The organism is Bradyrhizobium sp. SMVTL-02 (assembly GCF_051853005.1).
In the GTDB taxonomy this organism is placed as follows: domain Bacteria; phylum Pseudomonadota; class Alphaproteobacteria; order Rhizobiales; family Xanthobacteraceae; genus Bradyrhizobium.
On record NZ_CP182469.1, the window covers coordinates 2,290,277 to 2,316,918 of the forward strand.

Genomic DNA, 26,642 nt, shown 5'->3' on the forward strand with positions numbered 1-26,642 from the left:
TCTCCCCACATGAATCGCAGATGGGGCGGGGAGCCCTTTGAACAATTCGATTCCTTGAAGGAGACGTGACGGATGCGCGACCCCTATGAGGTCTTGGGGGTGCCGCGGAGCGCCAACGCTGCCGCGATCAAGAGCGCCTATCGCAAGCTCGCCAAGAAGCACCATCCCGACAGCAACAAGGGCGATCCCAAGGCCGCCCAGCGCTTCGCCGAGATCAACTCGGCCAACGAGATCCTCGGCGACGAGGACAAGCGCAAGCAGTTCGACCGCGGCGAGATCGACGCCGAGGGCAAGCCGCGCTTCCAGGGCTTTCCGGGCGGCGGCGGGCCGCGCGGTCGCGCGGGTCCCGGCGGGTTCGAGAGCTATACGTTCCGGAGCGGCGGTACGGCCGGCCCCGGCGGCGGCGCCTTCGAGGATATCCTCAACAGCATGTTCGGCGGCGGGATGCGCAGTGCGCGGCCCGGGGCCGGCGGCGGTGCCCAGTTCGAATTCGACACCGGCGGCATCGGGCTCGATCTCGACGTCAACGTCGCCATGTCCGTCTCGCTGGAAGAGGCGGTCAAGGGCGGCGAGAAGCGTGTCCGGCTGCCGACCGGCAAGGAGCTCAACGTCAAGATTCCGGCCGGCGTCACCGAGGGCCAGCAGATCCGGCTGCGGGGCCAGGGTGAGAGCGCTCAGGGCCACCCGCCCGGCGACCTCCTGATCACCATCAGCATCGCGCCGCACCCGTTCTTCAAAGTGGAGGGCTCGGACCTCAGGATCGACCTGCCGGTCACGCTCTACGAGGCGGTGCTCGGGGCCAAGGTCCGCGTGCCTACCCTCGGAAATGCCGTGGAGCTTTCGGTCCCCAAGAACACTTCGAGTGGCCGGACTTTCCGTCTCAAAGGTAAGGGCTTGCCGAAATCTGGCGGTACCGGGGATCTCTTCGTCACGATCAGGATTATGCTACCGGACGGGAACGACGCCGAGCTTGAAGCATTGATGGAGAAGTGGCGGGACCAGCACCCCTACAATCCACGTAGCGGGCTTGGCTAAAGCATGACCCGGACCCGGAGGGCCGCGTTAGCGCAAAGTGTGTAGCGGGAAAGATCATGCGCAAATGGGAAGCTAAAGCGCGAGCCATCGCGCTTTAGGGCGCGGTCGAAGTGAAGGGGTTTTTCCTCAAGGCCTGAAGCATCGCCCAAGAGATGATGCTCATCATATACCTGAGGCGCGCTAGCGCTTCATGGTCCCGACGTGTCGGCTGTCCGGCGGGGCAGCCGATAAAAAGGTGCGGCCTCGAGAGGGGGACCAGCGCGGTACCAAAAACCCCAATCGAGGCCGCCCGCGTCGATCGGCGGATCGAACGCCACTCATAATCGCGTGAACACCCGGTGCGATAATGAGACACGCCCGTGTCTTGATTCGAAATTTTCGATGACGGAATCGAGGCATCGCGATTCGGCGGTTGTTTAGGTGCCGTTTTTCTCTGCCTGGTCGTATACGGCTTGCGCCACCTTGGTCAGCCGGTCACGATCATTGCCGCCGCCACTGACGACGTAGCCGACACCGCGCTCGGCCCAAAACAGCGCGCCGTCCTTGTCCGTCCTGGCGTAGCGCATTTGCGTCGCACCATTCTCGGTCTTGGCCGAGTAGATCGTGTATCGCTCGCCCGAGGCGCTCTCATACATCAGGAACGATGCGGGTCCGTTCGGCCCCGGTAGCAGCCGGCCGCCGACGAGCTTCAGCCCGCTCGCCTCCAGGTTCGGCGCGAACACGGTCCAGCCGCAGCGCCTGGTCAGCCATGCCTGCAAATGGTCGCGCTCGTTGCCGCCGACTTCGACGGGGTGGCGGACCTCGACGACATAGAGGCGGTGAGCGTCGAGCGCGTCCGCCGTGAAGCTCTGGAAGGTCGAAGGCGCATTGGCGGCGCCATGCGCCACCCAACCCGCGGTGCCGCCGGCGACGAAGGCCACCAGCACGGCCGCGGCGGCGCCATAGAACCATTGCCGGGGACGGCGCTCCAGCCGATCGAGCTCGAGCCGTGCCGGCACGGGCTCCTGGGCCACGGAATCGTAGCGGGCGTGCAGCATCTCGGTCATGGTCCGCCAGGACTGCACCCGCGCGGCATCGTCGGGGTGGGCGGCAAGCCAGGCCTCGACGTCGGCGCTCCGCTCGGCCGGCAGCTCGCCGTCGACATAGGCGTGGAGCTCGTCCTCGGTGATGGGAATGTTGCGGTCGTTCATATCGGTCGTCTCTGGCTCTGCGGCCCAAAATATCCTTCGTGGCCCAACGTCGCGTCGCGATGCATCAACCCTGCCATCATTTCACCCGCCTGAGCGCCGGGCGTTCGCCCTCCAGCGAGGCTTTCACGTGGGCTCTCGCCCGTGCCAGGCGCGACATGACGGTACCGATCGGTACGCCCTGGATATCGGCGACCTCGCGGTAGCTCATGCCTTCCAGCATCACCAGCAGCAGCACCGAGCGTTGCTCCTCGACCAGCGTTGCCAGCGCCTTCTCGATGTCGCGTCCCTCCGCTTCCGTCCCGCTGGCGTCCGGATTGTTCTCCGTCAGCTGCATGAATTGCGGGCGCCTTGCCAGCGACCGCCGCCGGTTCTTGTTGAGGTTGGTCAGGATCGTATACAGCCAGCTCCTGACGTCCCCTCCGAGAAACAGGCGCTCCGAACGGAGCGCACGCACCAACGTGTCCTGTACCAGATCGTCGGCCGCATCCGCATCGCGTGTCAGCGCGCGGGCGTAGCGGCGCAACGCCGGGATCATGGCTTCCACACTCTGGCGAAACGCACTCATGCCGTCTTTGCTGTCCTGCCGTTCGGCGCGAGCGCCTCTAGCGATCATAACACCCGAATGGAACGGCTATTCCGGCGCTCGAAACAGCGTTAACGCCGCGTATTAGGGCTGTACCGCAGGGGAGGGCTGGTGTACCTCCAGACCTCAACGCGAGCTCGACGGGACGTTCAAAAATGGCGCAGAAGTCAGGTCTGATGCAAGGCAAGCGCGGGGTGATCCTCGGCGTTGCCAACAACCGCTCGATCGCCTGGGGCATTGCCAAGGCATGCCACGCCGCCGGCGCCGAGCTCGCCTTCACCTATCAGGGCGACGCGCTGAAGAAGCGCGTCGAGCCGCTTGCCGCCGAGATCGGCGGCCTCGTGCTCGGCCATTGCGACGTCACTGACGCTGCGACCATCGACGCCGCGTTCGCGGTGCTGAAGGAGAAGTGGGGCAAGATCGACTTCCTGGTGCACGCGATCGCCTATGGCGAGCAGCTCGATGGCCGCTACGTCGACACCACTCAGGAGAACTTCACCAAGTCGATGCTGATCTCCTGCTACTCGTTCACGGCCGTGGCGCAGCGCGCCGAGAAGCTGATGACGGATGGCGGCTCGTTGATCACGCTCTCTTATTACGGCGCCGAGAAGTGGATGCCTCATTACAATGTGATGGGCGTGGCGAAAGCGGCGCTGGAAGCCAGCGTGCGCTATCTCGCCGCCGACCTCGGCGAGAAGAACATCCGCGTCAACGCGATCTCGGCGGGGCCGATCAAGACGCTCGCGGCGTCCGGCATCGGCGACTTCCGCTATATCCTGAAGTGGAACGAGTACAATGCGCCGATGCGGCGCAACGTCTCCACCGAGGACGTCGGCGGCAGCGCGCTGTATTTCCTCTCCGACCTCTCGCGCGGCGTCACCGGCGAGGTGCACCACGTCGATTCCGGCTACCACGTGCTCGGCATGAAGCGGCCGGACGCGCCGGACATTTCGCTGGGGGGCAAGGACTAGTTCTGACCTGCAATGCCCGGGCCCACGATCTATTACCTTCGCCACGGCGAGACCGAGTGGAATGCGCTCGGCAGGCTTCAGGGCACCAGGGACATTCCGCTGAATGCGCGCGGCCGCAGTCAGGCCGTGCAGGCAGGCCTCGTGCTGGCCGATCTGTTCAGGGGTGACGGCCGCGACAAGGCCGCGCTGCCCTACGTGTCGAGCCCGCTCGGCCGCGCCCGCCAGACCATGGAACTCGCGCGGGGCAAGCTCGGGCTGCCACCTGCCGACTATGCGCTCGACGACCGCCTGCGCGAGATCGGCTATGGCAAATGGGAAGGGCTGACGCTCGCCGAGAGCGAGGCCGCCGATCCCGACATCTATGCCAGGCGCCTCGCCGACAAATGGACGGTGGCGCCGGCGGGCGCGGAGACCTACGCGGACGTGCAGGTCCGCGTGCGCGCCTGGTACGACCAGCTCCGGACCGATACCGTCGCGGTCGCCCATGGTGGGACCTGCCGGGCCCTGATGGTGTCCCTGGGGCTGGAGACCCCCGCCAGCGCCGCCGAGCTCTATATCGAGCAGGGCACCGTCTACGTGTTCCGCGACGGGCGGCTGGAGAAGTTCAGTTAAGCCGTTCAGGCGCCCCGGAATGACCGAGTGTGTTTGACCCCGGTGGTCCCCCGCGTTACCACCAAAAGTCAGAACTGACTTGCGAGCTAGAGACGGATGTCCTTCAACACCTTCGGCCACATGTTCCGCGTCACCACCTTCGGCGAAAGCCATGGGGTGGCGATCGGCTGCGTGGTCGACGGCTGCCCGCCGATGATCCCGCTCACCGAAGCCGACATCCAAAGAGATCTCGACCGCCGCCGGCCCGGCCAGTCGCGCTTCACGACCCAGCGCCAGGAGCCGGACCAGGTGAAGATCCTGTCCGGGGTGATGGCGCATCCGGAGACCGGCGTGCAGGTGACGACGGGCACGCCGATCGGCCTTCTGATCGAGAACACCGACCAGCGCTCGAAGGACTATTCCGAGATCAAGGACAAGTTTCGCCCGGGCCACGCCGACTTCACCTATGAAGCCAAATACGGCCTGCGGGACTATCGCGGCGGCGGCCGCTCCTCGGCGCGCGAGACCGCGATGCGCGTTGCTGCCGGTGCGATCGCGCGAAAGGTGCTGCCCGACGTGAAGGTGCGCGGCGCGCTTGTGCAGATCGGTCCGCACAAGATCGACCGCGAGAAGTGGGACTGGGACGAGATTGCGAAAAATCCGTTCTTCTGCCCGGACAAGGACAAGGCCGCGTTCTTCGAGACCTATCTCGACGGCATCCGCAAGAGCGGCTCCTCGATCGGCGCGGTGCTCGAGATCGTCGCCGAGGGCGTGCCGGCAGGTCTTGGCGCACCGATCTACGCCAAGCTCGATTCCGATCTGGCGGGCGCGATGATGACCATCAATGCGGTGAAGGGCGTCGAGATCGGCGCCGGCTTCGGCGCCGCCGAGCTTACCGGCGAGGAGAACGCCGACGAGATGCGCACCGGCAATGACGGCACGCGCTTCCTCTCCAATCATGCTGGCGGCATTCTGGGCGGCATCTCTACGGGGCAGCCGATCGTGGTGCGCTTTGCGGTGAAGCCGACCTCGTCGATCCTGCAGCCGCGCCTCACCATCGACCGCAAGGGGGCGGACACCGAGATCTTCACCAAGGGCCGCCACGATCCCTGCGTCGGCATTCGTGCCGTTCCGGTCGGCGAAGCCATGATGGCCTGCGTTCTGGCGGATCACTTCATCCGGGATCGCGGCCAGGTCGGGCGTTGAGTTCTTCATCTCCCCGCCGGGGAGAGGTGAAGACACTGCGGTGACGCTTTAATATCGCGGTACTCTCCCGCCGCGCAGCTTGACGTCCGCACAACTTCGTCCGCAAATGCGCGCATGGAAACCTCCGAGCTCCAGCGCATCACCAACTGGCTGATCGACGGCGCGAGGTCGTCCGGAACCCCGGCCAAGATGATCGCCGACGTCTGCGAGCATCTGGTCGAGGCCGGCCTGCCGCTGTGGCGGTTCGGCATCTTCATCCGCACGCTGCATCCGGAGATCTTCGGCCGCAACTTCATCTGGCGGCAGGGCGAGGAGGTCGAGATCGGCACCGTCGATTTCGAGATCCTGGAGACGCCCGAATTCGCCAAGAGCCCGCTTCGGATCGTGTTCGAGCGGGGGCTGGAGGTCCGGGGGCGCATCGGCGATCGCGACAACGAGCGGTTTCCGTTCCTCGACGACATGCGGGCCGAAGGGGCGACCGACTATATCGCGGTGCCGATGCCGTTCCTCGACGGCTCTGTCCATGCGACCAGCTGGGTGACGCGGCATCCCGGCGGCTTCAGCGACGACAACATCGCGGCAATCCGCTCCATCGTGACGCCGCTCGCGCGCGTCGCCGAGATCATCAGCCTGCGCCGCACCGCCGAAATGCTGCTCGACACCTATGTCGGCAACCGCGCCGGCGCGCGCATCCTCGGCGGCCAGATCCGCCGCGGCCACACCGACACCATGCAGGCCGCGATCTGGCTCTCGGACCTTCGCGGCTTCACCGCGCTGTCCGACCGGCTGCCGGCCGAGACCGTGGTCGAGATCCTCAACCAGTATTTCGACTGCCAGGTCACCGCGATCCGCGGTCACGGCGGCGAAGTGCTGAAATTCATGGGCGACGGCCTGCTCGCGGTGTTCCCGATCGACGAATATGTCGGCGATGCGGCCCATGTCTGTTCGCGCGTGCTCGAGGCCGCGCGCGAATCCCGCGCAAGCGTGGAGGCGCTCGCCTATCCGGTCGGCGACATCATCGAGCGCTTCCGCTTCGGCGTCGCGCTGCATGTCGGCAACATCCTCTACGGCAATATCGGCGGCGGCAACCGCCTCGACTTCACCTGCATCGGCCCCGCCGTCAATCTCGCCGCAAGGCTGGAGAAGATCGCAGGGAGGCTCGGCCGCACCGTCGTGGTCTCGGAAGTCTTTGCCAATGCCTGCCGCCACGACTGGCGCGCGCTCGGCGAATTTCCGATCGCGGGCTTTTCGAAGGCGCAGCGCGTTTACGGGCTCGGCGAGGAGACGCCGGTTGTGATGGCGTGAGGGCGTCGTTCCAGGAGCGATGTCTGCTCCCTGAGGAGGTCGAGCAGACCGGCCGGTCCCGACACATTGCCGCAACAATGGAAAAGGTATAGTATTCGTCATTGCTCAGCCGGCCCGATCGTCCGGCCTTTCGTTCGGTCCCTGCATTGCGTCGCGAAAAGGGGAGCATAATCATGCCGATTACGACGCTGAAGGTTTTTGCAAGCCTCATCCAATTGCATGGGCCTGGCGCTACCATTCAGAGCGACCATCAGGGTATCGACGCGTTGCTGAACGATCTGCGAGGACAGCGTGCGGAGCAGGGCGTCGTCTCCGGCGACCCGGTGGCGACCCAGGCTGCTTTCAGGCGAGGCGCTTTTGCCAAAGGCGCCAACGCAGGCGCCTTCCGCAGGGGGGCGGTCGCTCCGGGTGTCGGCGCGTTCCGCCGAGGTGGATTCGTTCGAGGGTACTAGACGACAATTCTTCCAGCTCGTCGCGGTGTCGGCATGTCGGCTGACGATTCAGATTGTGTCGCTTTCCAGGATCAGCCGATCACGCAGTTGCTGGTCAAGGTCGCAACGAGATGTAACATCGACTGCTCCTATTGTTACTGGTTTCGCGACGCGTCCGTTTACACCAAGCCGAAGCTGATGAGCCCTGACGTGCAGCGTCGTCTGCTGCAGCGCATCGAGGAGCACGTTGTCAGATTCTCGCTCGCCGAGTTTCCCGTCATCCTGCACGGCGGTGAGCCGTTGCTGTGGGGCGTCGAGAATTTCCACGGCTTTGCCGAATCCTGCGAGGCCATTTCATCGCGGACCGGATGCAGCATACCGATCGCGGTCACGACCAATGGTGTGTTGATCGACGATGAATGGCTGGCCTGCTTCGAGGCCCGCAACATTTCGGTTGCGATCAGCGTGGACGGACCGGCACATATTCACGACCTTCATCGCAGGACGTTTCAGGGGACGGGCACCCATGCCGCCGTGGAACGTGCCGTTCGCATGCTGGTGTCGCGCAACATTGGCGTCATTGCCCTGGCCGTCTGCAATCCCGCTTACCCGCCGCAGCAATACGCCGATTTTTTCGCCGCCTGTGGAATCTCCAACTACGACATCATGATTCCCGACGCGACGGTGGATGAGAGTCCGCCATCCATCGCCGCTTTCTACAAGGGGCTGTTCGAGCTGTGGCTGGAGGCAAATCGCGCGACGCCGACGACCGATATCCGCATCATCTCGGACATGATCACCGCCCTGCTTGGCAACAATTCACCGACGGAGGGCGTGGGCCACAAGCCTGTCGAGCTTTGCACCGTGATGACCGACGGCACCGTGGAGGCCCACGATGTGCTGCGGATCGCAGGCGACGGATTCACCAACACCGGGTTCAACATCTTCGATCACGCGATCGATGAGGTCAGGAATGAGCCGCGCTGGAAAGCCGCGCGCCATGCCTCAATCAATCTTTGTGCGAAGTGTCGCCAATGCAAGTTCATGGACGCCTGCGGGGGAGGCTATCTTCCGCATCGCTTCTCCAAGAAAAACGGCTACGACAATCCGTCCGTCTATTGCGACGATCTCTATTCGATGTTTGAGAACATGCAATCCGTATTGGAGAGCCATCTCTATGTCAGCAAGCCGGACGGCGTGCGTATCAACGTGCGCGACACGCCGGCGGGCGCCTAGCGGGCGTTGCTGCGCTGTCCGGCCCGCATCGGTTTCACGGTGTTGCTGATGATCTATGGCAGTCGAAAGACGCCTGCGGCCTATTCTTCCGGCTCGGTCGTGAACAGCAGCGGATAGCCCTTGGCACGACCGGCGTCCGTGGCGCGCGTCGCCTTGGTTTCGGCGACGTCCTTGGTGAACACGGCGACCACGCAGGCCCCGAGCTTGTGCGCGGTGATCATCACCTTGTAGGCCTGATCCTCCGTCATGCGGAATTCGGCCTTCAGCACCATGGTGACGAATTCGCGCGGCGTGTAGTCGTCGTTGATCAGGATGACCTTGTGCAGCTTCGGTCGCTCGACCCTGGTCTTGGTCCTGGTTTTCGGCTTGATGACGGTGTCGTTCATTCCGCCTCCTGGACACGGCGGGCTCGGGTTTTGCGCCGGAGCGGTCAGCCCGCGGCCTTCGCACCATATTGCAGGACCTGCACCTTCTCCAAGGTGATCAGCCCGCTCGACATCATGCCGTCCAGGATGGGCAGGAATGCATTGATGTTGTCCTCGCTGTCGACGATCTCGATCAGCAGCGGCAGGTCTTCCGAGAGACGCAGGATTTTCGCGGTGTGCAGCCGGCTCGACTTGCCGAATCCCATGGGACCGCGCAGCACGGTGGCGCCGGCGAGGTGCAGCTCGCGCGCCCTCATCACGATCGCTTCATAAAGCGGTTTGCCGTCATAATGGTCGCTCTCGCCGATGAAGATGCGGAGCGAAACTGCCTGGTTGGGGATTTGCATGGTCAGCTCCTGGTCAAGCGGTTGTAGCGGCTCGCCAGCATATGCCCGGCCCACACCGACACCAGCCAGCAGACGACGGAGGCCACGACATAGGCGAGCGCAGTGTATTTCATGCCGCCATGGAACAGGCGGAAGGTCTCCAGGCTGAAGGCCGAGAAGGTGGTGTAGCCGCCGCAGAACCCGGTCATGACGAATTGCCGGTGCTCGGGCCGCGCCAGCACGCGGCCGTCCGGGCCGGTCAGCGTTGCGTAAAAGCCGATGATCAGCGAGCCGGTGGCGTTGATGAACAGCGTCGCGGTGGGAAAGCCGGGCCCGGTGTCGAGCGCAAGCCCGACCAGATAGCGCGTCAGCCCGCCGACGATGCTGCCCGCGGACACCCAGGCATAGAGAACCGCACTGCGCCAGCGCTCGGTGGGAGGGGAGCCCATCAGCCTCTAGCCTCCCAAACGATCCGCAAGCAGGAAGCCGCAAGTCACGGCCGTGAGGCACAGCCCGACCGAGGCCACGATATTGCCGAGCGCGTGGATCGGCTCGCCGTTACGGGCGAGCGTCAGCGTTTGCAGGCTGAACGAGGACACCGTGGTGTAGCAGCCGAGGAACCCGGTCACCGCGAACAGCCAGGGATTGGGCGCGGCGAAGACCGAGCCCGGATGCGTCGCCAGCGCGCCAAAGATACCGATCAGGAAGGCGCCGGTGATGTTGATGGTCATGGTGCCCCACGGAAACGTCTCGCCGAGCCGCCGCGCGATCGCGCCGGAGACGAAGTAGCGCGCGCAGCCGCCCAGCACGCTGCCGATCATGATCGCAAGCACTCCGCTCAGCACGATGAACCGCCTTCCGTCATCATTAGCCCTCCGTTGCGAGCCCGTTGCCGATGGCGAGCAAGCCCGCGAGCGACACCAGTGCGAACCCGAGCCCGGCCAGGAACGTGCCGGCCGGGCCATAGGCATCCCACAGCGCCCCGGCGATCACGCTCGCCGCCAGCAGGGCAAGGCCCGTGAACAGGTTGAAATAGCCGAAAGCCGTGCCGCGCAGGCTCGGCGGCGCAGCATCGGCGACGAGCGCCGAGAGCAGGCCCTGCGTCAATCCCATATGCAGTCCCCACAGCACGACGCCGAGCGCCAGGCCGCCAAGGTTCGGCAGCAGCGCGAGCGCAAGGTCGGCGCCGGCGAGGAAGACGAGGCCGAGCGCGAGCAGGCCGGTGCGGTTGATGCGGTCCGACAGCACGCCGGCCGGATAGGCCGAGAGTGCGTAGGCGATGTTCATCAGCACCAGCACGGCCGGGACCCACATCGCATTGAGCCCGATGTTCTGCGCGCGCAGGATCAGGAAGGCCTCGCTGAAGCGTGCGAGCGTGAACACGACGCCGACCGCGACCACGCGCCAGTACACCGATCCGAGTTGCCGCATTGCCGTGAACTTGAGCGGATTGCCGGTACGCTCCCGGCTGGCGTCAGGCTCCGGCTCACTTACGGCAAAGGCGATCAGGCCGAACGAGAAGAAGGCCGGCAGCACGGCGAACCAGAACACGAGGGCAAAATTGTCCGCCGTCCACCACATCAGGCCGATCGCGAGCAGCGGGCCGACGAAGGCGCCGATGGTGTCGAGCGATTGCCGCAGGCCGAAGCTCGCGCCGCGCAGGCCGCGAGGTGCGATATCGGCGATCAGTGCATCGCGCGGTGCGCCGCGGATGCCCTTGCCGACTCGGTCGATGAAGCGCGCCGCCACCAGCCATCCGACGCTCGGCGCGAGCGGGAACAGCGGTTTTGTCAGCGCGGCTAGTCCGTAGCCCAGGGCAGCAAGCAGCTTGCGGCGGCCGAGCCAGTCCGACAGCGCACCGGAGAAGATCTTGGTGATCGAGGCGGTGGCCTCCGCAATGCCCTCGATGAAGCCGACCGCGAGCGTGGATGCGCCAAGCACGGTGACGAGATAGACCGGCAGCAGCGCATGGATCATCTCGGAGGAGATGTCCATCAGCATCGAGACGAAGCCGAGCACCCAGATTCCCCGGGGCAGTCCGCTGCGTGCAGCACTCGGTGTCGTCGTCGCCACGCCTTCTCCTTCTTCCGCTTTTCAGGCAACAAAAAACCCGCCATCGGCGGGTTTGTCCATGCTCCCGCCAAAGGCGGAGGCTCAATGATTGCCCCACCTCAAGCAGGAGTCGTCAGCCCACTACGGTCAAGCCGCCGGGCGGTTGTCGGGGGACTCCATCCCCATCTGTGCGGCCAGCCTAGCATGGAAATCGCGCCGGACAAGTGGGCGGGGTGCGTGTCTCCACTAACGCCGTCATTCCGGGGCGGTGCACAGCATCGAACCCGGAAGCTCGAGATTGTCAGGCGCGCCGGGCGCGCCGGAGTTCGTGCTTCGCGCGCCCCGGAATGGCTGCGCGAGCGATCGCGTGTTCCCGTGTCAGCGGCATGGCCAGACGGCGGCAACGCGCGGCGGCGATGCACTTGAATGTGAAGCGCAGGCGATCTTCGCACTTTGCGGCAAGGCGATTGCATGTCACCATCGCGCCATACGACGGAGACTGCTGCGATGCGCTTGCTGTTCTCGATCGGGGCTGTGCTGGTGGCCGGCGTGCTCGCCGGGGGGGACGTCGCGGGCTTGGCTGCACCAGGGCCAAAGTTTGAACCGCCCGGGAATCAGCCGCAGCGGCTGGCGGCCGACAAGGATGCGCAGACGGTCGATGTCGAGCTCATCCTCGCCGTCGACGTGTCCTACTCCATGGACATGGACGAGCTTGCGATCCAGCGCGAAGGCTATGCGCAGGCGATCCAATCGAAGGAGTTCTTGCAGGCGCTGAAGCTGGGTCCGAATGGACGGATCGCGGTGACCTATTTCGAGTGGGCCGCCTCCACCGACCAGAAGATCATCATTCCCTGGCGGCTGATCGACGGACCGGAGACCGCGGATGCGGTCGCCGCCGAAATCATGAAGACGCCGATCCGGCGCGCCTCGCGCACCTCGATCTCCGGCGCGATCACCTTTGCGATGCCGCTGTTCGAGGAGGATCCCTATCGGGGCCTGCGCCGCGTCATCGACATCTCGGGCGACGGTCCCAACAACAATGGCAGCCCGGTGACGGTGGCGCGCGATGCCGCGCTCGAGAAGGGCATCGTCATCAACGGCCTGCCGATCATGGTCAAGGAGCCCTCCTATTCGACCATGGATATCGACAATCTCGACTATTACTACGAGGACTGCGTCGTCGGCGGTCCCGGCTCCTTCGTGATCGCGATCAAGGACCGCGAGAAGTTCAAGGAGGCGATCCGAACCAAGCTGCTGATGGAGGTTGCCGGCCGCACGCCGGAGCGCCCCGTGGTGCGCGTTGCCGACAAGGAGCCGCGCGTCAACTGCCTGATCGGCGAGAAGATCTGGTCGGACCGCTGGGGCCGCTAAAGCCGCCCTGGATCAGACTCTTTGTCCGCCTCAGCCGACGGTTGAATTTAACCGCTCGTTAACTGGGCGCGGGCCTAATCGAATTGTTTCTGCAGGTCCGGCCGTCATCCTGGCCGGTCGGCGCGCAAACGAAAGCGGGGTGTCAGACCCGTATCCGAGCAACCCGATGGCTATCGTCACGTCGAGCACCAGCCAGATTTCGCCCGCCAACGAGCGAGTCTTTCACCAGAGCAGGCTGCTCGGTGAGTGGAAGGGCAATTGGGTCGGCAACAACCAGGATGTCAGCTTCAAGGTCGTGAACATCCGCGGTGCCCGGGCGCAGGTCGAGTACACCCATAACGGCCACACCGAGCGCGGCTTTGGCGAGGTCAACGGGTCTCTCATCACCTACGGCGGGGTCACGGTCGGCACCAAGGACGGCAAGAACATGGTGCTGCTGTTCTCGGTGAGTGGTGCCGGCAGGCAGACCGCGAATCTCCAGAAGCAGGACCCGCCGGCGTCCGACAGCCGCCTGATGGGCAGCTGGGGCGGCTATTCCAGCGACAACGGCAAGAGCGCGAGCTTCAAGGTGCTCTCGGTCAACGGCAAGGAAGCGCAGGTCATCGTCACCACCGACGGCGTCACCCGTCAGGGTACCGGCTACGTGTACAAGAACGCCATCATGTTCGGCCAGGCGCAGATCGCGACCGACGACGGCAAGAACGGCAAGATCATCTATCGGGTTGGCAGCAAGTCCTTCATGGTGCCCGTGACGAAATATCCGCCGGCGGATTCGTCGTCCTCTGTCGACAAGACCGCCTGAACGCGCCGCCCTGGCGAGAACACCGTCATTGCGAGCGCAGCGAAGCAATCCAGAATCTTTCCCCGGTGGCAGTCTGGATTGCTTCGCTGCGCTCGCAATGACGCCGGACTCCGTCATCCTAAGGCGGCCACCTCGGGGAGCGATGATGGAATCGCGCCAAGTCGACGGTTTCGCCGCAAGCGGCGGCAACGGGGGCACGCCGCCGTTCGGCGCTTCGGCCGCCAGCTTACGTTGCAGCGCGAGGGTCGGTGTGCAGCGAGGCTGCGGCATCGGCATGGCCGTATGCCGCCTCCACGGGCCGTGTGAGAAACGTCAGATCCGCGCTTCGAGGATCAGATTGAACGGCGTCTCCGCGGCGCGGCGGAAGCGCGACAGGCCGCCTTCGCGCGCGACCTTGCGCAGCCGCGCTTCGCCGGCCTGCGCGCCCAGCGCGAGGCCCACCTCCTGGTCGAGCGAGGCCGGCGTGCAGATCATGGTCGAGGCCGCATAGTAGACGCGCCCGACCGGATTGAGATTGTCTTCGAGGCGATCGCCTGCAAACGGCTCGACCAGCATGCAGGTGCCGTCCTTGGCCATGGTCTCGCGCACGTGGCTGATGGCGCCGACGGGATCGCCCATGTCGTGCAGGCAATCGAAGAAGCAGACGAGATCGTAGCCTTCGGCCGGATAGGACTTGGCGGAGTGAACGGCGAAGGAGACCCGGTCGCCCAGCTTTGCCTCGTTGGCCGCTTTCCGTGCCGCCTCGATCGAGCCCTCGTGATAGTCGAAGCCGTAGAAGCGCGAGTTCGGGAAGGCTTCCGCCATCAGCCGCGTCGAGACGCCGTGGCCGCAGCCGACATCGGCGACCTTGGCGCCGCGCGTCAGCTTGTCCACGACGCCGTCGAGCGCCGGCAGCCACTCCTGCACGAGATGATGCATATAGCCGGTGCGGAAGAAGCGGGCGGTGCCGCAGAACAGGCACTCGCTGCGCCGGTTCCAGCCGACACCCTTGCCGGTCTTGAACGCGTCGGTGACCTTCGGCTCGTCGAGAAACGCCGCGGCAATGACATTGCCGACCGCGCCGAGGAATACCGGGCTGTCCTGATCCGCAAGCGCCATCGCCTGCTCCGGCAGCATCGAGAATTTTCCTGAAGCAGTGTCGTATTCGACGTAGCCGGATGCCGCCTGGCTCGAGAGCCATTCGCGGACATAACGCTCGGTCGTCCCGGTGGCGCTGGCGAGCTCGGCGGAGTTCATCGGCCCCTTGGCGGCGAGGGCGCGGTAAAGGCCGAGCTTGTCGCCGAGCAGGACCAGCGAGGCGTTCATTGCCGCCCCCACCTCGGTGATCATCTTGCCCATAAAGGCATTCAACCTGTCGGAATTGACCTCCATGATAGCCTCCATGCAATGACGGGCATTTTTACAGGTCTGCGCATTCAAAGCGCGGGCGGGAGCTTGCGCGCGTCCCTTAAATGGGTCAATCCGACGTGGAGGAGGTTCAACGCGTCAGGAAGAGGTGATCGGGAACTGGAGGGCGCATCAGTGGCACCGCGTCGCTGGTATTTGCACGCGCCCGGGCGTATAATCCGCGCGCTTTTTGACGGTCGCCTGAATGCCTAGCCCTGCTCGTTCCTGTGGTCTCGCCACTCTCTTCGCCATGCTCTGCTATTGCGGAGCGCCCGCTCATGCGCAAGTCGCACCCCTCAGATATTGGATCCCGGGTGGGGCCTTCGGCTATGGCGGCAGCGATGGCCAGAGCTCCGAGGCTTACGCCAATTTTCCGGGCTTCAATGCCGGTGACGCAGGTGGACGTACCAGCTTTGCCAACGGCTTCTTCGTCGGCAGCCAGCGTGGCAACCTGAATTGGAGCGGCCTCAGCCAGACTGGCCTCGCCGGCAATTTCAGCGCGCTCTCCTATGACAGCACGCAGTTCGGCTACGACACCAAGACCGCGGGCGGCATGCCCGTCACGTTCTTTGCCGGGTTCGACACGCTGACATTCGGCAACGGCATCGGCAGCTCGATTGCGCCGCTGACATCCGGCGCCGCACCGGGATACAGCGCATTCGCGGGTGTCGAGTTCAAGCCGACCTCCAACCTCAGCCTGTCGTTCGGGGCCGGGTTCATCCAGCAGGACTCGGGCCGCATGGACAGCGATATCAGGTCGAACATGCTGCCCGGCGAGTCGCCGGCGCTGAGCGGGCTGCGCCGCTAGCAAAATCAGCGTGTGAACTTCGCCACCAGCTCCACATGCGGCGTGTGCCGGAACTGGTCGACCGGCACCACGCTCTCGATCCTGTAGCCGCCGTCGATCAGGATTCGTGCGTCGCGGGCGAAGGTGGCGACGTTGCAGGAGACGGCGACCACCGCCGGCACTTTGCTCGCGGCAAGCTTCAGCGCCTGCGCCTGTGCGCCCTGGCGCGGGGGATCGAACACCACGGCATCGAAGTCGCGCAGCTCCGGCGGCACCAGCGGGCGGCGGAACAGGTCGCGCGGCTCGGCCTTGATTGGCTTGAGCCCCGGCGTGCGCGCTGCCTTTGCGAGCGCTGCGATCGCGCCGGGGTCGCTGTCACAGGCGGTGACACGCGCCTTCTCGGCGAGCCGCAACGCAAACGGTCCGACGCCGCAGAAGAGATCGAGGACCTCCTTGGCCTTGCCGACGCGCTCTGCGACGAGCGCGGCCAGCGTCTCTTCGCCGGCGACGGTGGCCTGCAGGAACGAGCCGGGCGGCAGCGTCACCTCGGCGCGGCCCATTCGCACCGTCGGCGCGAGGCGTTGCAGCACCAACTCGCCATGGCGCGTCAGCCGTGCGAGGCGATGCTGTCCGGCGATGCGCGACAGCGCGGTGACCAGCGGCGTCGGCAGTGGGCCGGAGCCGCGCACGTCGACGTCGAGGCCGTTGATGGTGGCCGTGACCTGGATGTCGAGCGGCTTCGTCACGGGCATTTTCGACGTCAGTGGCTCTGCGATCGCCCAGGCCGCATCGAGCGCGCCTTCGAGTGCGGGATCGAGGATCGGGCAGCGATGGATCGGGATGACGTCATGCGAGCTCGTCGCCGAGAAGCCGACCTTGAGGACGTCATGCGTGCCGAAGCGGCCATGCAGCGTGATGCGCCTGCGCCCCGCGCCATGGGCATCGACCAGCGGTGCCACCTCGCAGTCGAGGCCGGCCTGCGCCAGCGTCTCCACCACGATGCGGCGCTTCCAGGCATGATACGGCTCCGCGGCCCAGTGCTGGATGGCGCAGCCGCCGCAGACGCCGAAATGCGGACAGAACGGTTCGATGCGCTCGGGGCTGGCGACGTCCACCGCCAGCAGCTTGCGGCGGTCGGGATGGTACCCCGCGACGTGGTCGACCTCGACGGTCTCGCCGGCAAGCGTATAGGGCACATAGACCGCATCGCGCGTGGTGAGCGAGACGCCGTCGCCGCGATGGCCGACATGATCGATGGTCAAGCGCTCAACCACGGCGCGCGCCCAGGAAGAATTCGATGTTGCCGTCGCCGCCCGCGATCGAGGAGGGGAACACCTCGACGTCGGTGCAGCCGAGCGAGGCCGCAAACGCCGCGATGTCGTCGCAGATCTCCTTGTGCACGGCGGCGTCGCGGATGATGCCCTTCTTGTTGTGCTTCCTGTCAGCCTCGAATTGCGGCTTGATCAGCGCCAGCAGGCTCATGGGCGCGGCCGCGAGCGACAGCGCCACCGGCAGCACGCTCTTGAGCGAGATGAAGCTGACGTCGATCACCACGACGTCCGGCCGCGCCGGCAGGCGCCTGCCGTCATAGGCGCGGATATCCGTCTCCTCCATCGACACGATCTTGGGATGACCGCGCAGCGAGGGATGCAGCTGGCCGGTTCCGACATCGATCGCGAACACCAGGCTTGCGCCGTTCGCCAGCAGCACTTCGGTGAAGCCGCCGGTGGAGGCACCGACGTCGAGGCAGACATGATCCTCGATCTCGATCGGATAACGCTCCAGCGCGCCCGCGAGCTTGACGCCGCCGCGCGAGACGTAGGGGTGCGCGGGATCAGCCTGGATCACTGCGTCCTCGGCGATGGTCTCCGACGGTCTTGAAACCTTCTTCTCATCGGCGGTGACGAGGCCGGCCTCGATCGCCGCGCGCGCCCGTGCCCGGCTCTCGAACAGGCCGCGCTCGACCAGCAATACATCCGCGCGCTTGCGGGCAGGTGACATTGGCTCTCCAACGAGAATTTGCGCTTATTTAGCGATCAATCGCGCGGCCGCGATCCGGACGCAAGTCTCGAACGCGGCAAGATCGTGCCAGACGTCGATGGGCATCGTGGCCGGCGTCACCAGCGGGCAGCCGTGCAGCTCCAGCGCGTGGATCATCATGAGGTTGTCGACGAGGCCGAAATCCTCGACCGTCAACCCCTGGGCATCGAGCAGCCGCCCGTCTTCGGACGTGACCTCCATGAACCGGCCGACGCGGTCGGCATAGACGGCGCCGTCGTTGGAATAGGCTAGGCAGAATTTGCGGCGGCCGGCCATGTAGCCGAGCTCGTAGACGGTGCCGGGATCGGCGCCGGCGCCGCGGAACGGGGTGAGGTTGGCGATGATGGCATCGGCCGCATCCATCATCGCCTCGTTGCCGCAAAAGATCTGCCGCGAGACGTCGGGCGCGGTGAGGTCGATCGCGTTGTCGAGGGGATAGAGGCCGGTGTGCCCGTGCGCCGCGCAGATATCGACCTTGCGCCGGCCGATCTCGACCGCATCCGGCAGGAACACGTCAGGACCTGCCAGATAGATTTTCATGGGACCACCGACCAAGGAGGCATCGAGTTGCCGCGGCGTCGGCGGTGCAAAACCTCTCCAGGAGGGAGAGGTCGCGCCGAAGGCGCGGGTGAGGGGTTACGCTCTCACGTGGGACCTGAACCCCTCACCCGGATCGCTTGCGCGATCCGACCTCTCCCTATGGGAGAGGTGGGTCCAGTGCCCCTAGGACGTATCAAGCCAGCTTGACCGTCTCGGCCTTCACGTCCTTGCCGAGCGCTTCGAACACCTTGGCGACGATACCCTTGGCGTCGAGGCCGGCGCGGGCGTACATCGCGGCGGGCGTGTCGTGGTCCTGGAACACGTCGGGCAGCACCATCGAGCGGAACTTGACCATGCCGGTGTCGAGCACGCCCTGATCGGTCAGGAACTGCGCGACATGCGAGCCGAAGCCGCCGATCGAGCCTTCCTCGATCGTGATCAGGATTTCGTGGTCGCGGGCGAGCTTGAGCACCAGCTCGGTGTCGAGCGGCTTCATGAAGCGCGCATCCGCGATCGTGGTCGACAGGCCGTGGGCGGCGAGCTCGTCGGCGGCCTTCTCGCATTCGGCGAGGCGGGTGCCGAACGAGAGCAGGGCGATCTTGCTGCCCTGGCGGATCATGCGGCCCTTGCCGATCTCGAGCGGAATGCCGACTTCGGGCATCTCGATGCCGCGGCCTTCGCCGCGTGGGTAGCGCAGCGAGCTCGGACGGTCGTTGATCGCGACCTGGGTCGCCACCATGTGCACCAATTCGGCCTCGTCCGCCGCCGCCATGATCACCATGTTGGGCAGACAGCCGAGATAGGCGTTGTCGAACGAGCCGGCATGCGTCGCGCCGTCGGCGCCGACCAGGCCGGCGCGGTCGATGGCGAAGCGGACGGGCAGATTCTGGATCGCGACGTCATGCACGATCTGGTCGTAGCCGCGCTGCAGGAAGGTCGAGTAGATCGCGCAGAACGGCTTGTAACCTTCGCTGGCAAGACCGGCGGCGAAGGTCACCGCGTGCTGCTCGGCGATACCGACGTCGAAGGTGCGGTCCGGGAACGCCTTGTTGAAGATATCGACGCCGGTGCCGGACGGCATCGCCGCCGTGATGGCGACGATCTTGTCGTCCTTCTGCGCTTCCTTGACGAGGCTCTGGCCGAACACGTTCTGGTAGGCCGGAGCATTCGGCTTGGCCTTGGCCTGCGTGCCGGTCGCGACGTCGAACTTGACGACGGCATGGTACTTGTCCGCGGAAGCTTCCGCCGGGCCGTAACCCTTGCCCTTCTGCGTCACGACGTGAACCAGGATCGGGCCTTCCTCCATGTCGCGCACGTTCTTCAGCACGGGCAGGAGGTGGTCGAGGTTATGGCCGTCGATCGGGCCGACGTAGTAGAAGCCGAGCTCCTCGAACAGCGTGCCGCCGTCCATCATGAAGCCGCGCGAATATTCCTCGACCCGGTTGGCGCGGTTGGCGATGATCTTGGGCAGGCGCTTGTTGATCTGCTTGGCCGCCTCGCGCAGCGTGCGATAGGTCTTGCCTGAGTAGAGCCGCGACAGATAGGCGCTCATGGCGCCGACCGGCGGGGCGATCGACATGTCGTTGTCGTTGAGGATGACGATCAGGCGCGAGTTCATCGCACCCGCATTGTTCATGGCCTCATAGGCCATGCCCGCCGACATCGCACCGTCACCGATCACGGCGATAACGTTGTTCTTGCCGCCGGAGAGGTCGCGCGCCACGGCCATGCCGAGGCCGGCAGAGATCGAGGTCGAGGAATGTGCCGCGCCGAACGGATCGTAGTCGCTCTCGCTGCGCTTGGTGAAGCCGGACAGGCCGCCGCCGGTGCGCAGGGTGCGGATGCGGTCGCGCCGGCCGGTGAGGATCTTGTGGGGATAGGCCTGGTGGCCGACGTCCCAGATCAGGCGGTCCCGCGGCGTATCGAAGACGTAATGGATCGCGGTCGTGAGCTCGACCACGCCGAGGCCCGCGCCGAAGTGACCGCCGGTCACCGAGACGGCGTCGATCGTCTCCTGCCGCAGCTCGTCGGCGACCTGGCGAACCTGCTCGATCTTGAGCTTGCGCAGGTCTTCCGGCGTCCGGATGGTGTCGAGAAGCGGCGTCTTACTGTATGCGTTCACGGCGATTTCCAATTTGTCAGCGCCGGAAGATCGTTCCGGTGCGCGATGGGTTTGCACAATATCGGCGCAGCGCGAGTCCTCAAACCGTCGGAGCCACCTGCATGGGGCAAGGCCCCGTCGTCAAGCTTAGGTGAGCTTTGGTACGCTCCGGTTCAGTCTCTGTGACCCCTGTCACTTAGATCGGCTTCGTCCGTCCCAGCCAATTTCATTAGCAATTTGAAGCGCTTGTCGTTGGTAATCAGTGCCTACGCAAGGCTTACAAAAAGCCACACTCCGCGCAGCTTTACACCAAAGCTTGGGCCAAAGCCAACCCGCTGGGCCGATTACGGGCATGCACGTGCAACCCCCGGGCCAGAAGTGGTTAATCGCAGCACCGGGTGAGGGGTTCCATTCTCGTCCGGTTCCGCGGCTGGATTTCGGCCGCAAGCAAGGGCTTTTGCGGCGGATTCCAGGGGCGGAGGCCCTCCGGAGAGGGTTCCCGGATCCTTGTCCCGGTCGGTCCGCCGCGCCCGGGAATCCAACAGCGTGCGATCATGAAAAATGCAGGCTTCAGATCTGGAGCGGGGGGCCCTCGACGTTACTGGACGTCGAGCGGCGCGGTGCCGGTGGGCTGGCCACTGGCATCGGTGGTGATCTTGTCGACACGGGCCTCGGCCTGGCGCAACAGTTCCTCGCAGCGGCGCTTCAAGGCCTCGCCGCGCTCGTAGATCGTCACGGATTCCTCGAGCGGCACCTTGCCGTCCTCGAGCCGCTTCACGATCGTTTCGAGTTCCTCGATCGCGCGCTCGAAGGTGAGCCTGGAGACGTCGACTTGGGTACTTTCGGCCATATCCGCTTCCGATCGCCCGATTCGCTTTCCCCGGAGTGAAGGCGGGTTTTGCGGGCTTAATGTGGCGAGTGCTTTCAGGCGCCCATCAGGGCGCCGACATGCGCCGTAACAGATTCTTTCAATCCTTGCAGGTCATAGCCGCCCTCGAGCACCGAAACAATGCGCCCCCCGGCAGACTTGTCGGCGAGGTCCATCAGCTTGCGCGTCACCCAGGCATAATCCTCCGCGCGCAGGTTCAGCGACGCCAGCGGATCGCGGTAATGCGCATCGAAGCCGGCCGAGATGATGAGCAGCTCGGGGCTGAATTTTTCGAGCTGCGGCAAAATCAAATTCTCGAACGCGGAGCGGAACTCGGGGCCGCCGTCTTCCGAGGCCAGCGGCGCGTTGACGATGGTGTCGTGGTCGCCGCGCTCGCTCTTCGCGCCGGTGCCCGGAAACAGCGGCATCTGGTGCGTCGAGCAGTACATCACGGTCGGGTCGGACCAGAAGATGTCCTGCGTGCCGTTACCGTGATGCACGTCGAAATCGACGATGGCCGCGCGCTTGATGCCGTATTTGCGCTGCGCATGGCGCGCGGCGATCGCGACGTTGTCGAAGAAGCAGAAGCCCATCGGCTTGCCGATCTCGGCGTGATGGCCCGGCGGGCGCACCGCGACGAAGGCGTTGCGGTGCTCGCCCGCCATCACCGCTTCGGTCGCCGCCACCGCACCGCCGACGCCACGCATCACCGCTTCCCATGTGCCCGGCGACATCGAGGTGTCGCCATCGATATAGACCTGGCCGCTGGTCGGCGCGATGTGGCGCAGCTCTGTGACGTAGTGCTCGTTGTGGCAGAGCGAGACGAGGTCGAGATCGCCCTCCGGCGCCTGATCGCGCACGAGAAACTGGAAACGCTCGTGCGACAGCGCTTCCTCCACCGCGCGCAGGCGGTCCGGTCGTTCGGGGTGTCCAGGCGGCGTGACGTGGTCGAGGCAGGCCTTGTGGGAAAGAAGAAGCGTGCTCATCAGGTCGGCCTCATGGGATGCGGGCTCTTGCCGTCGCTTGGCGCATCTCGCGCCAAAACGCAATGCCAAACCAATCTATGCGCTTGGTTACAAATGGCAAACGGTTGTCCCGTTCCGGCCGGTTTGATCCGGATCAATTCACGCGCAGGATGCGAGTCGGAGGCAGCGGGCCGATCGGCCCGTGCGCCCGGAAAAAGGCGAACAGTGCGTCGGCGTCGTAGCCGCCATATTGTGGCGCCGAGCCCTGCTTGGCGACCGTGAAGCCGTCGCCGCCGACGGCGAGATAATCATTGAGGGTGACGCGGTAGCCGCTGGCCTGCTCGATCGGCCTGCCGTTGAGCGTCATCTTCTCTGCGATCACGCGCTCGCCGAACGGCTTCGCGCTGTCCCAGGTGTAGCGGAACCCGTTCGACACCTGCAGGATCCGCGGCCGCTTCGGATCGAGCCATTGTTGTTCCAGCATGTCCTTGAGCTGGCTGCCGGTCAGCGTCATGGTGACGAGGCGGTTGCGAAACGGCTGGCTGGCGAAGACATCGCCGAACGTTATCGCGCCGTTCTCCTTCGGGACGATATCGGTGCGGATGCCGCCGGGATTGGTGAGCGCGATGACGGCGCCGCCATCCTTGCCGTCCCTGGTCGCGGCGAGCTGCGCATCCGCGATGACATCGCCGAGCGCGCTTTCGCCGGCCTCGTTCGGAACGCGCGACAACGTCTGCGTCACCGATCCGGCCGGCCGGTTGGCGATCGGCGCGGACAGCTTGTCATAGGCCTCGATCAGCGCGGTCTGTTCGGGGTCCTTCGCGAGCGGGGCATTGGCCACGATGACGTTCTCGGCCTTCGCGCCGACGATGTCGCGGGTCACAGGATCGAGCTCGAGGTCGATCGCCGTGACCAGCGTGCCGTATTTGTCGCCGCTGGTGACGAGCCGGCCGTCGATATCGCAGACATAGGCGCGGTGGGTGTGGCCGCTGACGACGACGTCGACCGCGCGATCGAACTTTCTCACGATGTCGACGATGGGCCCGGTAATCGCAGGGCATTCATTGTAGTCGCCCGAGGGCTCGCCGCCCTGGTGGATCAGCACCACGATCGCCTCGACGCCACCCGCCTTCAATTGCGGCACCAGCGCATTTACCGTCTCGGCCTCGTCGCGGAATTCGAGTCCTGCGATGCCTGATGGCGACACGATGCCCGCAGTCTCCTTCAGCGTCAGTCCGATGAAGGCAACGGGAATGCCCTCGTACTCCCTGATCTCGTAAGGCGGCAGCACGGTCTTGCCGGTTGCCGTCTCCACCGTGGAGGCCGCGAGATAATGGAATTTGGCACCTAGGAACGGATGCGGCCCCTGGCAGCCGTCGACCGGATGGCAGCCGCCGTTCTGCATCCGCAAGAGCTCGGTCCTGCCCTCGTCGAACTCGTGATTGCCGACCGAGGTGATCGCAAGGCCCATCATCGAGAGCGACTCGATCGAGGGCTCGTCGTGAAACATCGCGGACAGGAACGGGCTCGCCCCGATCAGATCGCCGGCGGCAACGAAGATCGTGTTCTTGTGCCCCTCGCGCAGCTGCTTGACCAGCGTCGCCATGTACTCGGCGCCGCCGGCCGCGACCATCACCTTCCTGGCCTTGTCCTCGGGGTCATTGATGCGGATGCCGCCCGGCGGCGGCCGCAGATTGCCGTGGAAATCGTTGATCGCGAGAATGCGCAGCTCGACGGGTGCGGCGGGCTGGGCGGAGGAGGGCAGGGGGGCTAGCGCGAGGGCGAGCGCAGCAAGGATGGATCGGTATTGCATGGCATCGAGACTAGTCGTTCCGCGCGAGGAGTTCACGATGCATTATCGTGAACGTGCCGCACTTTCTTCCTTCTCCCCTTGTGGGAGAAGGTGGCATAGGCGGCCTTCGGCCGCCGTTCTTGAGAACGCCGAAGCGAAGCTTCGGCTATGGCGCCGGATGAGGGGTATCTCTCCGCGAGTACCAATGTGAGAGAGGTGCTCGCGGGTAGAACCCCTCACCAGTCTCGCCGCTACGCGGCGAGCCACCCTCTCCCGCTAGGGCAGAGGGAACAGCTCACCGCTTCTTCCTGTTCGCGAACGCGTTGAACGCAGCCACGGCATCGTCCGATTTCAGCCGCTCGCCGAACAGATGGGCCTCCTGGTCGATGCGGCGGGTCAATCCTTCCGGCGGGGTGCGCAGCAGTTTGCGCGAGGTCGCGACGGCCTCGGCCGGCAGCCGGCAGATCTCGCGCGCCACCTTGCGCGCCTCGACCTCGGTATGTCCCGGCGAGACCACGCTGTTGACGAAGCCTGCGGCTTCGGCTTCCGCGGCGGTGAAGGTTCGCCCCATCACCAGCATCGCGAAGGCACGCTGGTACCCCATCGTGTTCGGCATCAGGAGGCTGGCCGCGCCGACCGGAACGAGCCCGAGCTTGATGTAGGGCGCGGAGAACGTCGCGGCCGTCGAGGCGAGCACGTAGTCGCAATGAAACAGCATCACGGTGCCCATTCCGATCGACGCACCATCCACGGCTGCGATGATCGGCTTGGTGTTGAGGGCGAGCGAATAGAGAAACTTGGCGCCGTTCGACAGCGTCTCCGGGCGCGCCGTATCGGCGTGGAGAAAATCGTCGATATCGTCACCGGCCGTGAATACGCCGGAGCCGCCGGTGATGATCATGCAGCGGATGTCGGGATTGTTCTGCGCGGTGTCGATCGCGTGGCTCATCTCCCGGTACATGTCCTGCGTGATCGCATTCTTCTTGCCAGGGCGGCGCAGCGTGATCACGCGCGTTCCACGCTCTTCAGTGACGATGATATTGCCGTTCGGCATAAGGACCCCCTGGGCTCGCCGAGACGCTTGACCTTGGCGAGTCTCGCAAACATCAGCCTACATCATCTTGCAGGCGTGCCAATCCGCCCGCGCGACCTTTTCGAAAGCTATTCCGTGAGCCCGGCGGATGACACCGCTGCCATAACTCTCTTCCGTCCGCCCCATCGCGTCAGATCGCGCCGGTTGTATTGTCTTGCACGCTCCATTGCGCGCTGCAACAAATGGCTACAATGTTTTGTTTGAAAGACCATTGGTTGTGAGGCACGATCGTGCCTTCTGCCGTTCCATCTGGCCGATTGCGCGATTGATGGTTGCCGCAACGAGCGTTGACGAATCTTCGCTGTCCTACCGCGGCTGGCGCGTCGTGCTGGCCTGCTTCCTGATGGCCTTCTTCATGTTCGGCTTCGGCCTCTACGGCCAGGGCGTCTATCTCGCCGAGCTCCAGCGCGCCCATGGCTGGCCGGGCACGCTGGTCTCCGCGGCCAGCACCTTCTCGTTTCTCCTGACCTCCGTCCTCGTCATCTTCACCGACGATCTCCTCGCCCGCGTCGGGCTGCGCTCGCTGATCCTGTGCGGGCTGTCCGCGCTGGGAGCTTCGACCGTGCTGCTGGCAGTGATGGAGACGCCCTGGCAGCTTTATCTCGCCTATGCGCTGATGTCGGTCGGCTGGACCGGCATGGGCACCGTGGTGATTGCGACCGTGCTGAATTCCTGGTTCGACCGCCGCCGCGGCCTCGCGCTCAGCCTCGCCTTCAACGGGGCCACCTGCGGCGGGATCATCCTCGTTCCGCTGCTGCTGTCGCTCACCGGCAGCATCGGCTTCCGCTCGGCGATGCTGGCGGCAACGATCATCATGGTGGTGCTGGTGCTGCCGGTGGTCGTCGGCTTCATCGGCTGGCCGGCCGGGACCTCACTGGCATCGGGCAGACGACCGTCCGGTGCGGGCACGGTGACGCCGGCCCGTTCGCGCAAGGCGCTGCTCGCCAATGCGGCGTTCTGGACCATGGTGCTGCCGATCGCCGTCGCGCTGCTGGCGCAGATGGGGTTCATCATCCACCAGGTGACGTTCCTCGAACCGCTGATCGGTCGCGCCAACGCGGGCCTTGCGGTGACGATCATGGCCGCGATGGCGGTGGTCGGGCGCCTGTCGCTCGGCCTGTTCGTCGACCGGCTCGATCCGCGGCTCACCTGTGCGGCCTCGATGACGAGCCAGGCGGCGGCGCTGTTCGTGCTTCTTCAAAGCACTAATCCGACCGTGCTGCTGGCGTGCTGCGCCGTCTACGGCTTCTCGATCGGCAACATGATCACGTTCCCGCCGCTGATCATCCAGCGCGAGCTCGGCTCCGCTGCCTTTGCCGCCGCGATGGGATTGGGCACCTCGATCAGCGGCATCGTCAGCGCCTTCGGCCCAGGCATCGTCGGCCTCGTGCGCAGCTTTGAGGGCAACTACACGACCGCGTTTGCGATGTGCGTGATGCTGGATCTCGTCGCCGCGGGAATCGTGCTGTGGCGGCCGGGGAAGAGGCCGGAAGATTCGCACACTCTGTCACCGTCACCCTGAGGTGCCGGAGCGAAGCGGAGGCCT

General features: G+C 65.2%; 27 protein-coding genes and 1 riboswitch. Of the genes, 11 read left to right on the plus strand and 16 right to left on the minus strand.

Annotated features, from left to right (window positions below):
- Positions 1 to 72: 72 nt before the first annotated feature.
- Positions 73 to 1,035, plus strand: a complete 963-nt coding sequence (locus tag ACNJYB_RS10675) for a DnaJ C-terminal domain-containing protein (RefSeq protein WP_439373913.1) — start codon at positions 73 to 75, stop codon at positions 1,033 to 1,035.
- Positions 1,036 to 1,451: 416 nt separating this feature from the next.
- On the opposite strand, the gene ACNJYB_RS10680 is transcribed toward ACNJYB_RS10675, so the two are convergent.
- Both ACNJYB_RS10680 and ACNJYB_RS10685 read right to left on the minus strand, forming a co-directional pair.
- Positions 1,452 to 2,225: an anti-sigma factor family protein gene (locus ACNJYB_RS10680; protein ID WP_439373914.1), complete on the minus strand. Its 774-nt coding sequence runs from the start codon at positions 2,223 to 2,225 to the stop codon at positions 1,452 to 1,454.
- A gap of 76 nt (positions 2,226 to 2,301) precedes the next feature.
- Entirely contained in the window at positions 2,302 to 2,790 is a 489-nt protein-coding gene (locus ACNJYB_RS10685; RefSeq protein WP_011085414.1) for a sigma-70 family RNA polymerase sigma factor, read from the minus strand.
- A gap of 173 nt (positions 2,791 to 2,963) precedes the next feature.
- Between ACNJYB_RS10685 and fabI the strand changes: the two genes are divergently transcribed.
- From fabI to ACNJYB_RS10715, 6 genes are all read left to right on the plus strand, one after another.
- Complete coding sequence (gene fabI, locus ACNJYB_RS10690; protein ID WP_439373915.1) at positions 2,964 to 3,779, plus strand: enoyl-ACP reductase FabI; 816 nt, start codon at positions 2,964 to 2,966, stop codon at positions 3,777 to 3,779.
- 12 nt (positions 3,780 to 3,791) lie between these two features.
- The gene (locus tag ACNJYB_RS10695; RefSeq protein ID WP_439373916.1) at positions 3,792 to 4,391 is read left to right on the plus strand and encodes a histidine phosphatase family protein; all 600 of its coding nucleotides are present in this window, start codon (positions 3,792 to 3,794) and stop codon (positions 4,389 to 4,391) included.
- Between the two features lie 96 nt (positions 4,392 to 4,487).
- Positions 4,488 to 5,576, plus strand: coding sequence for a chorismate synthase (gene aroC, locus ACNJYB_RS10700; protein ID WP_439373917.1), 1,089 nt, complete (start codon positions 4,488 to 4,490; stop codon positions 5,574 to 5,576).
- Between the two features lie 114 nt (positions 5,577 to 5,690).
- Positions 5,691 to 6,881 carry an adenylate/guanylate cyclase domain-containing protein gene (locus ACNJYB_RS10705; RefSeq protein WP_439373918.1) on the plus strand — a complete coding sequence of 397 codons (1,191 nt, stop codon included), beginning with the start codon at positions 5,691 to 5,693 and terminating at the stop codon, positions 6,879 to 6,881.
- Positions 6,882 to 7,054: 173 nt separating this feature from the next.
- On the plus strand, positions 7,055 to 7,333 hold the full coding sequence (locus ACNJYB_RS10710; protein WP_439373919.1) for a hypothetical protein: 279 nt from the start codon (positions 7,055 to 7,057) through the stop codon (positions 7,331 to 7,333).
- A gap of 33 nt (positions 7,334 to 7,366) precedes the next feature.
- A complete protein-coding gene (locus ACNJYB_RS10715; RefSeq protein ID WP_439373920.1) occupies positions 7,367 to 8,548 on the plus strand; it encodes a radical SAM protein in 1,182 nt (393 codons plus the stop codon).
- A gap of 80 nt (positions 8,549 to 8,628) precedes the next feature.
- Here the strand turns inward: ACNJYB_RS10715 and clpS are convergent, their stop codons facing one another.
- From clpS to ACNJYB_RS10740, 5 genes are read right to left on the minus strand one after another with little or no spacing between them, the layout of a single operon-like run.
- Positions 8,629 to 8,934, minus strand: coding sequence for an ATP-dependent Clp protease adapter ClpS (clpS, locus tag ACNJYB_RS10720; RefSeq protein WP_439373921.1), 306 nt, complete (start codon positions 8,932 to 8,934; stop codon positions 8,629 to 8,631).
- Positions 8,935 to 8,978: 44 nt separating this feature from the next.
- Positions 8,979 to 9,320, minus strand: coding sequence for a DUF190 domain-containing protein (locus tag ACNJYB_RS10725; RefSeq protein WP_439373922.1), 342 nt, complete (start codon positions 9,318 to 9,320; stop codon positions 8,979 to 8,981).
- 2 nt (positions 9,321 to 9,322) lie between these two features.
- Positions 9,323 to 9,748 carry a fluoride efflux transporter CrcB gene (crcB, locus tag ACNJYB_RS10730; protein WP_439373923.1) on the minus strand — a complete coding sequence of 142 codons (426 nt, stop codon included), beginning with the start codon at positions 9,746 to 9,748 and terminating at the stop codon, positions 9,323 to 9,325.
- Between the two features lie 6 nt (positions 9,749 to 9,754).
- Positions 9,755 to 10,144 (minus strand): fluoride efflux transporter CrcB, encoded by a 390-nt coding sequence (gene crcB, locus ACNJYB_RS10735; protein WP_439373924.1) that lies wholly within the window; start codon positions 10,142 to 10,144, stop codon positions 9,755 to 9,757.
- A 22-nt stretch (positions 10,145 to 10,166) separates the two neighbouring features.
- Positions 10,167 to 11,372 (minus strand): MFS transporter, encoded by a 1,206-nt coding sequence (locus ACNJYB_RS10740; RefSeq protein ID WP_439373925.1) that lies wholly within the window; start codon positions 11,370 to 11,372, stop codon positions 10,167 to 10,169.
- 96 nt (positions 11,373 to 11,468) lie between these two features.
- Positions 11,469 to 11,544: riboswitch (Fluoride riboswitch) on the minus strand.
- Positions 11,545 to 11,858: 314 nt separating this feature from the next.
- Between ACNJYB_RS10740 and ACNJYB_RS10745 the strand changes: the two genes are divergently transcribed.
- Entirely contained in the window at positions 11,859 to 12,722 is an 864-nt protein-coding gene (locus ACNJYB_RS10745) for a DUF1194 domain-containing protein (protein ID WP_439373926.1), read from the plus strand.
- Between the two features lie 166 nt (positions 12,723 to 12,888).
- Positions 12,889 to 13,524 (plus strand): hypothetical protein, encoded by a 636-nt coding sequence (locus ACNJYB_RS10750; RefSeq protein WP_439373927.1) that lies wholly within the window; start codon positions 12,889 to 12,891, stop codon positions 13,522 to 13,524.
- 312 nt (positions 13,525 to 13,836) lie between these two features.
- Here the strand turns inward: ACNJYB_RS10750 and ACNJYB_RS10755 are convergent, their stop codons facing one another.
- Positions 13,837 to 14,895 (minus strand): class I SAM-dependent methyltransferase, encoded by a 1,059-nt coding sequence (locus ACNJYB_RS10755; protein WP_439373928.1) that lies wholly within the window; start codon positions 14,893 to 14,895, stop codon positions 13,837 to 13,839.
- Positions 14,896 to 15,115: 220 nt separating this feature from the next.
- Here ACNJYB_RS10755 and ACNJYB_RS10760 point away from each other — a divergent pair, with 220 nt between their 5' ends.
- Positions 15,116 to 15,718 carry a hypothetical protein gene (locus ACNJYB_RS10760; protein ID WP_439373929.1) on the plus strand — a complete coding sequence of 201 codons (603 nt, stop codon included), beginning with the start codon at positions 15,116 to 15,118 and terminating at the stop codon, positions 15,716 to 15,718.
- A gap of 5 nt (positions 15,719 to 15,723) precedes the next feature.
- Here the strand turns inward: ACNJYB_RS10760 and ACNJYB_RS10765 are convergent, their stop codons facing one another.
- From ACNJYB_RS10765 to ACNJYB_RS10800, 8 genes are all read right to left on the minus strand, one after another.
- Complete coding sequence (locus ACNJYB_RS10765; RefSeq protein ID WP_439373930.1) at positions 15,724 to 16,971, minus strand: class I SAM-dependent RNA methyltransferase; 1,248 nt, start codon at positions 16,969 to 16,971, stop codon at positions 15,724 to 15,726.
- Positions 16,964 to 17,698, minus strand: a complete 735-nt coding sequence (locus ACNJYB_RS10770; RefSeq protein ID WP_439373931.1) for a TlyA family RNA methyltransferase — start codon at positions 17,696 to 17,698, stop codon at positions 16,964 to 16,966. The genes ACNJYB_RS10765 and ACNJYB_RS10770 overlap by 8 nt, the downstream gene beginning before the upstream one ends.
- Before the next feature lie 24 nt (positions 17,699 to 17,722).
- Positions 17,723 to 18,277: a nucleoside 2-deoxyribosyltransferase gene (locus ACNJYB_RS10775; protein WP_439373932.1), complete on the minus strand. Its 555-nt coding sequence runs from the start codon at positions 18,275 to 18,277 to the stop codon at positions 17,723 to 17,725.
- Between the two features lie 193 nt (positions 18,278 to 18,470).
- Complete coding sequence (dxs, locus tag ACNJYB_RS10780) at positions 18,471 to 20,399, minus strand: 1-deoxy-D-xylulose-5-phosphate synthase (protein WP_439373933.1); 1,929 nt, start codon at positions 20,397 to 20,399, stop codon at positions 18,471 to 18,473.
- A 577-nt stretch (positions 20,400 to 20,976) separates the two neighbouring features.
- Positions 20,977 to 21,228 carry an exodeoxyribonuclease VII small subunit gene (locus ACNJYB_RS10785; protein ID WP_439373934.1) on the minus strand — a complete coding sequence of 84 codons (252 nt, stop codon included), beginning with the start codon at positions 21,226 to 21,228 and terminating at the stop codon, positions 20,977 to 20,979.
- Positions 21,229 to 21,302: 74 nt separating this feature from the next.
- Positions 21,303 to 22,232: a histone deacetylase family protein gene (locus ACNJYB_RS10790; RefSeq protein ID WP_439373935.1), complete on the minus strand. Its 930-nt coding sequence runs from the start codon at positions 22,230 to 22,232 to the stop codon at positions 21,303 to 21,305.
- A 133-nt stretch (positions 22,233 to 22,365) separates the two neighbouring features.
- Positions 22,366 to 24,024: a bifunctional metallophosphatase/5'-nucleotidase gene (locus ACNJYB_RS10795; protein WP_439373936.1), complete on the minus strand. Its 1,659-nt coding sequence runs from the start codon at positions 24,022 to 24,024 to the stop codon at positions 22,366 to 22,368.
- Between the two features lie 274 nt (positions 24,025 to 24,298).
- Positions 24,299 to 25,057: an enoyl-CoA hydratase-related protein gene (locus tag ACNJYB_RS10800; RefSeq protein WP_439373937.1), complete on the minus strand. Its 759-nt coding sequence runs from the start codon at positions 25,055 to 25,057 to the stop codon at positions 24,299 to 24,301.
- Positions 25,058 to 25,364: 307 nt separating this feature from the next.
- Between ACNJYB_RS10800 and ACNJYB_RS10805 the strand changes: the two genes are divergently transcribed.
- Positions 25,365 to 26,618, plus strand: a complete 1,254-nt coding sequence (locus ACNJYB_RS10805) for an MFS transporter (RefSeq protein ID WP_439373938.1) — start codon at positions 25,365 to 25,367, stop codon at positions 26,616 to 26,618.
- Positions 26,619 to 26,642 lie beyond the last annotated feature (24 nt).

What these genes read in the sequence shown, in the direction of transcription:
- ACNJYB_RS10675 (WP_439373913.1), top strand. Translation starts at nt 73, where the DNA reads ATGCGCGACCCCTATGAGGTCTTGGGGGTGCCGCGGAGCGCCAACGCT.
- ACNJYB_RS10680 (WP_439373914.1), bottom strand. Translation starts at nt 2,225, where the DNA reads ATGAACGACCGCAACATTCCCATCACCGAGGACGAGCTCCACGCCTAT.
- ACNJYB_RS10685 (WP_011085414.1), bottom strand. Translation starts at nt 2,790, where the DNA reads ATGAGTGCGTTTCGCCAGAGTGTGGAAGCCATGATCCCGGCGTTGCGC.
- fabI (WP_439373915.1), top strand. Translation starts at nt 2,964, where the DNA reads ATGGCGCAGAAGTCAGGTCTGATGCAAGGCAAGCGCGGGGTGATCCTC.
- ACNJYB_RS10695 (WP_439373916.1), top strand. Translation starts at nt 3,792, where the DNA reads ATGCCCGGGCCCACGATCTATTACCTTCGCCACGGCGAGACCGAGTGG.
- aroC (WP_439373917.1), top strand. Translation starts at nt 4,488, where the DNA reads ATGTCCTTCAACACCTTCGGCCACATGTTCCGCGTCACCACCTTCGGC.
- ACNJYB_RS10705 (WP_439373918.1), top strand. Translation starts at nt 5,691, where the DNA reads ATGGAAACCTCCGAGCTCCAGCGCATCACCAACTGGCTGATCGACGGC.
- ACNJYB_RS10710 (WP_439373919.1), top strand. Translation starts at nt 7,055, where the DNA reads ATGCCGATTACGACGCTGAAGGTTTTTGCAAGCCTCATCCAATTGCAT.
- ACNJYB_RS10715 (WP_439373920.1), top strand. Translation starts at nt 7,367, where the DNA reads ATGTCGGCTGACGATTCAGATTGTGTCGCTTTCCAGGATCAGCCGATC.
- clpS (WP_439373921.1), bottom strand. Translation starts at nt 8,934, where the DNA reads ATGAACGACACCGTCATCAAGCCGAAAACCAGGACCAAGACCAGGGTC.
- ACNJYB_RS10725 (WP_439373922.1), bottom strand. Translation starts at nt 9,320, where the DNA reads ATGCAAATCCCCAACCAGGCAGTTTCGCTCCGCATCTTCATCGGCGAG.
- crcB (WP_439373923.1), bottom strand. Translation starts at nt 9,748, where the DNA reads ATGGGCTCCCCTCCCACCGAGCGCTGGCGCAGTGCGGTTCTCTATGCC.
- ACNJYB_RS10745 (WP_439373926.1), top strand. Translation starts at nt 11,859, where the DNA reads ATGCGCTTGCTGTTCTCGATCGGGGCTGTGCTGGTGGCCGGCGTGCTC.
- ACNJYB_RS10750 (WP_439373927.1), top strand. Translation starts at nt 12,889, where the DNA reads ATGGCTATCGTCACGTCGAGCACCAGCCAGATTTCGCCCGCCAACGAG.
- ACNJYB_RS10755 (WP_439373928.1), bottom strand. Translation starts at nt 14,895, where the DNA reads ATGGAGGTCAATTCCGACAGGTTGAATGCCTTTATGGGCAAGATGATC.
- ACNJYB_RS10760 (WP_439373929.1), top strand. Translation starts at nt 15,116, where the DNA reads ATGCCTAGCCCTGCTCGTTCCTGTGGTCTCGCCACTCTCTTCGCCATG.
- ACNJYB_RS10770 (WP_439373931.1), bottom strand. Translation starts at nt 17,698, where the DNA reads ATGTCACCTGCCCGCAAGCGCGCGGATGTATTGCTGGTCGAGCGCGGC.
- ACNJYB_RS10775 (WP_439373932.1), bottom strand. Translation starts at nt 18,277, where the DNA reads ATGAAAATCTATCTGGCAGGTCCTGACGTGTTCCTGCCGGATGCGGTC.
- ACNJYB_RS10785 (WP_439373934.1), bottom strand. Translation starts at nt 21,228, where the DNA reads ATGGCCGAAAGTACCCAAGTCGACGTCTCCAGGCTCACCTTCGAGCGC.
- ACNJYB_RS10790 (WP_439373935.1), bottom strand. Translation starts at nt 22,232, where the DNA reads ATGAGCACGCTTCTTCTTTCCCACAAGGCCTGCCTCGACCACGTCACG.
- ACNJYB_RS10795 (WP_439373936.1), bottom strand. Translation starts at nt 24,024, where the DNA reads ATGCAATACCGATCCATCCTTGCTGCGCTCGCCCTCGCGCTAGCCCCC.
- ACNJYB_RS10800 (WP_439373937.1), bottom strand. Translation starts at nt 25,057, where the DNA reads ATGCCGAACGGCAATATCATCGTCACTGAAGAGCGTGGAACGCGCGTG.
- ACNJYB_RS10805 (WP_439373938.1), top strand. Translation starts at nt 25,365, where the DNA reads ATGGTTGCCGCAACGAGCGTTGACGAATCTTCGCTGTCCTACCGCGGC.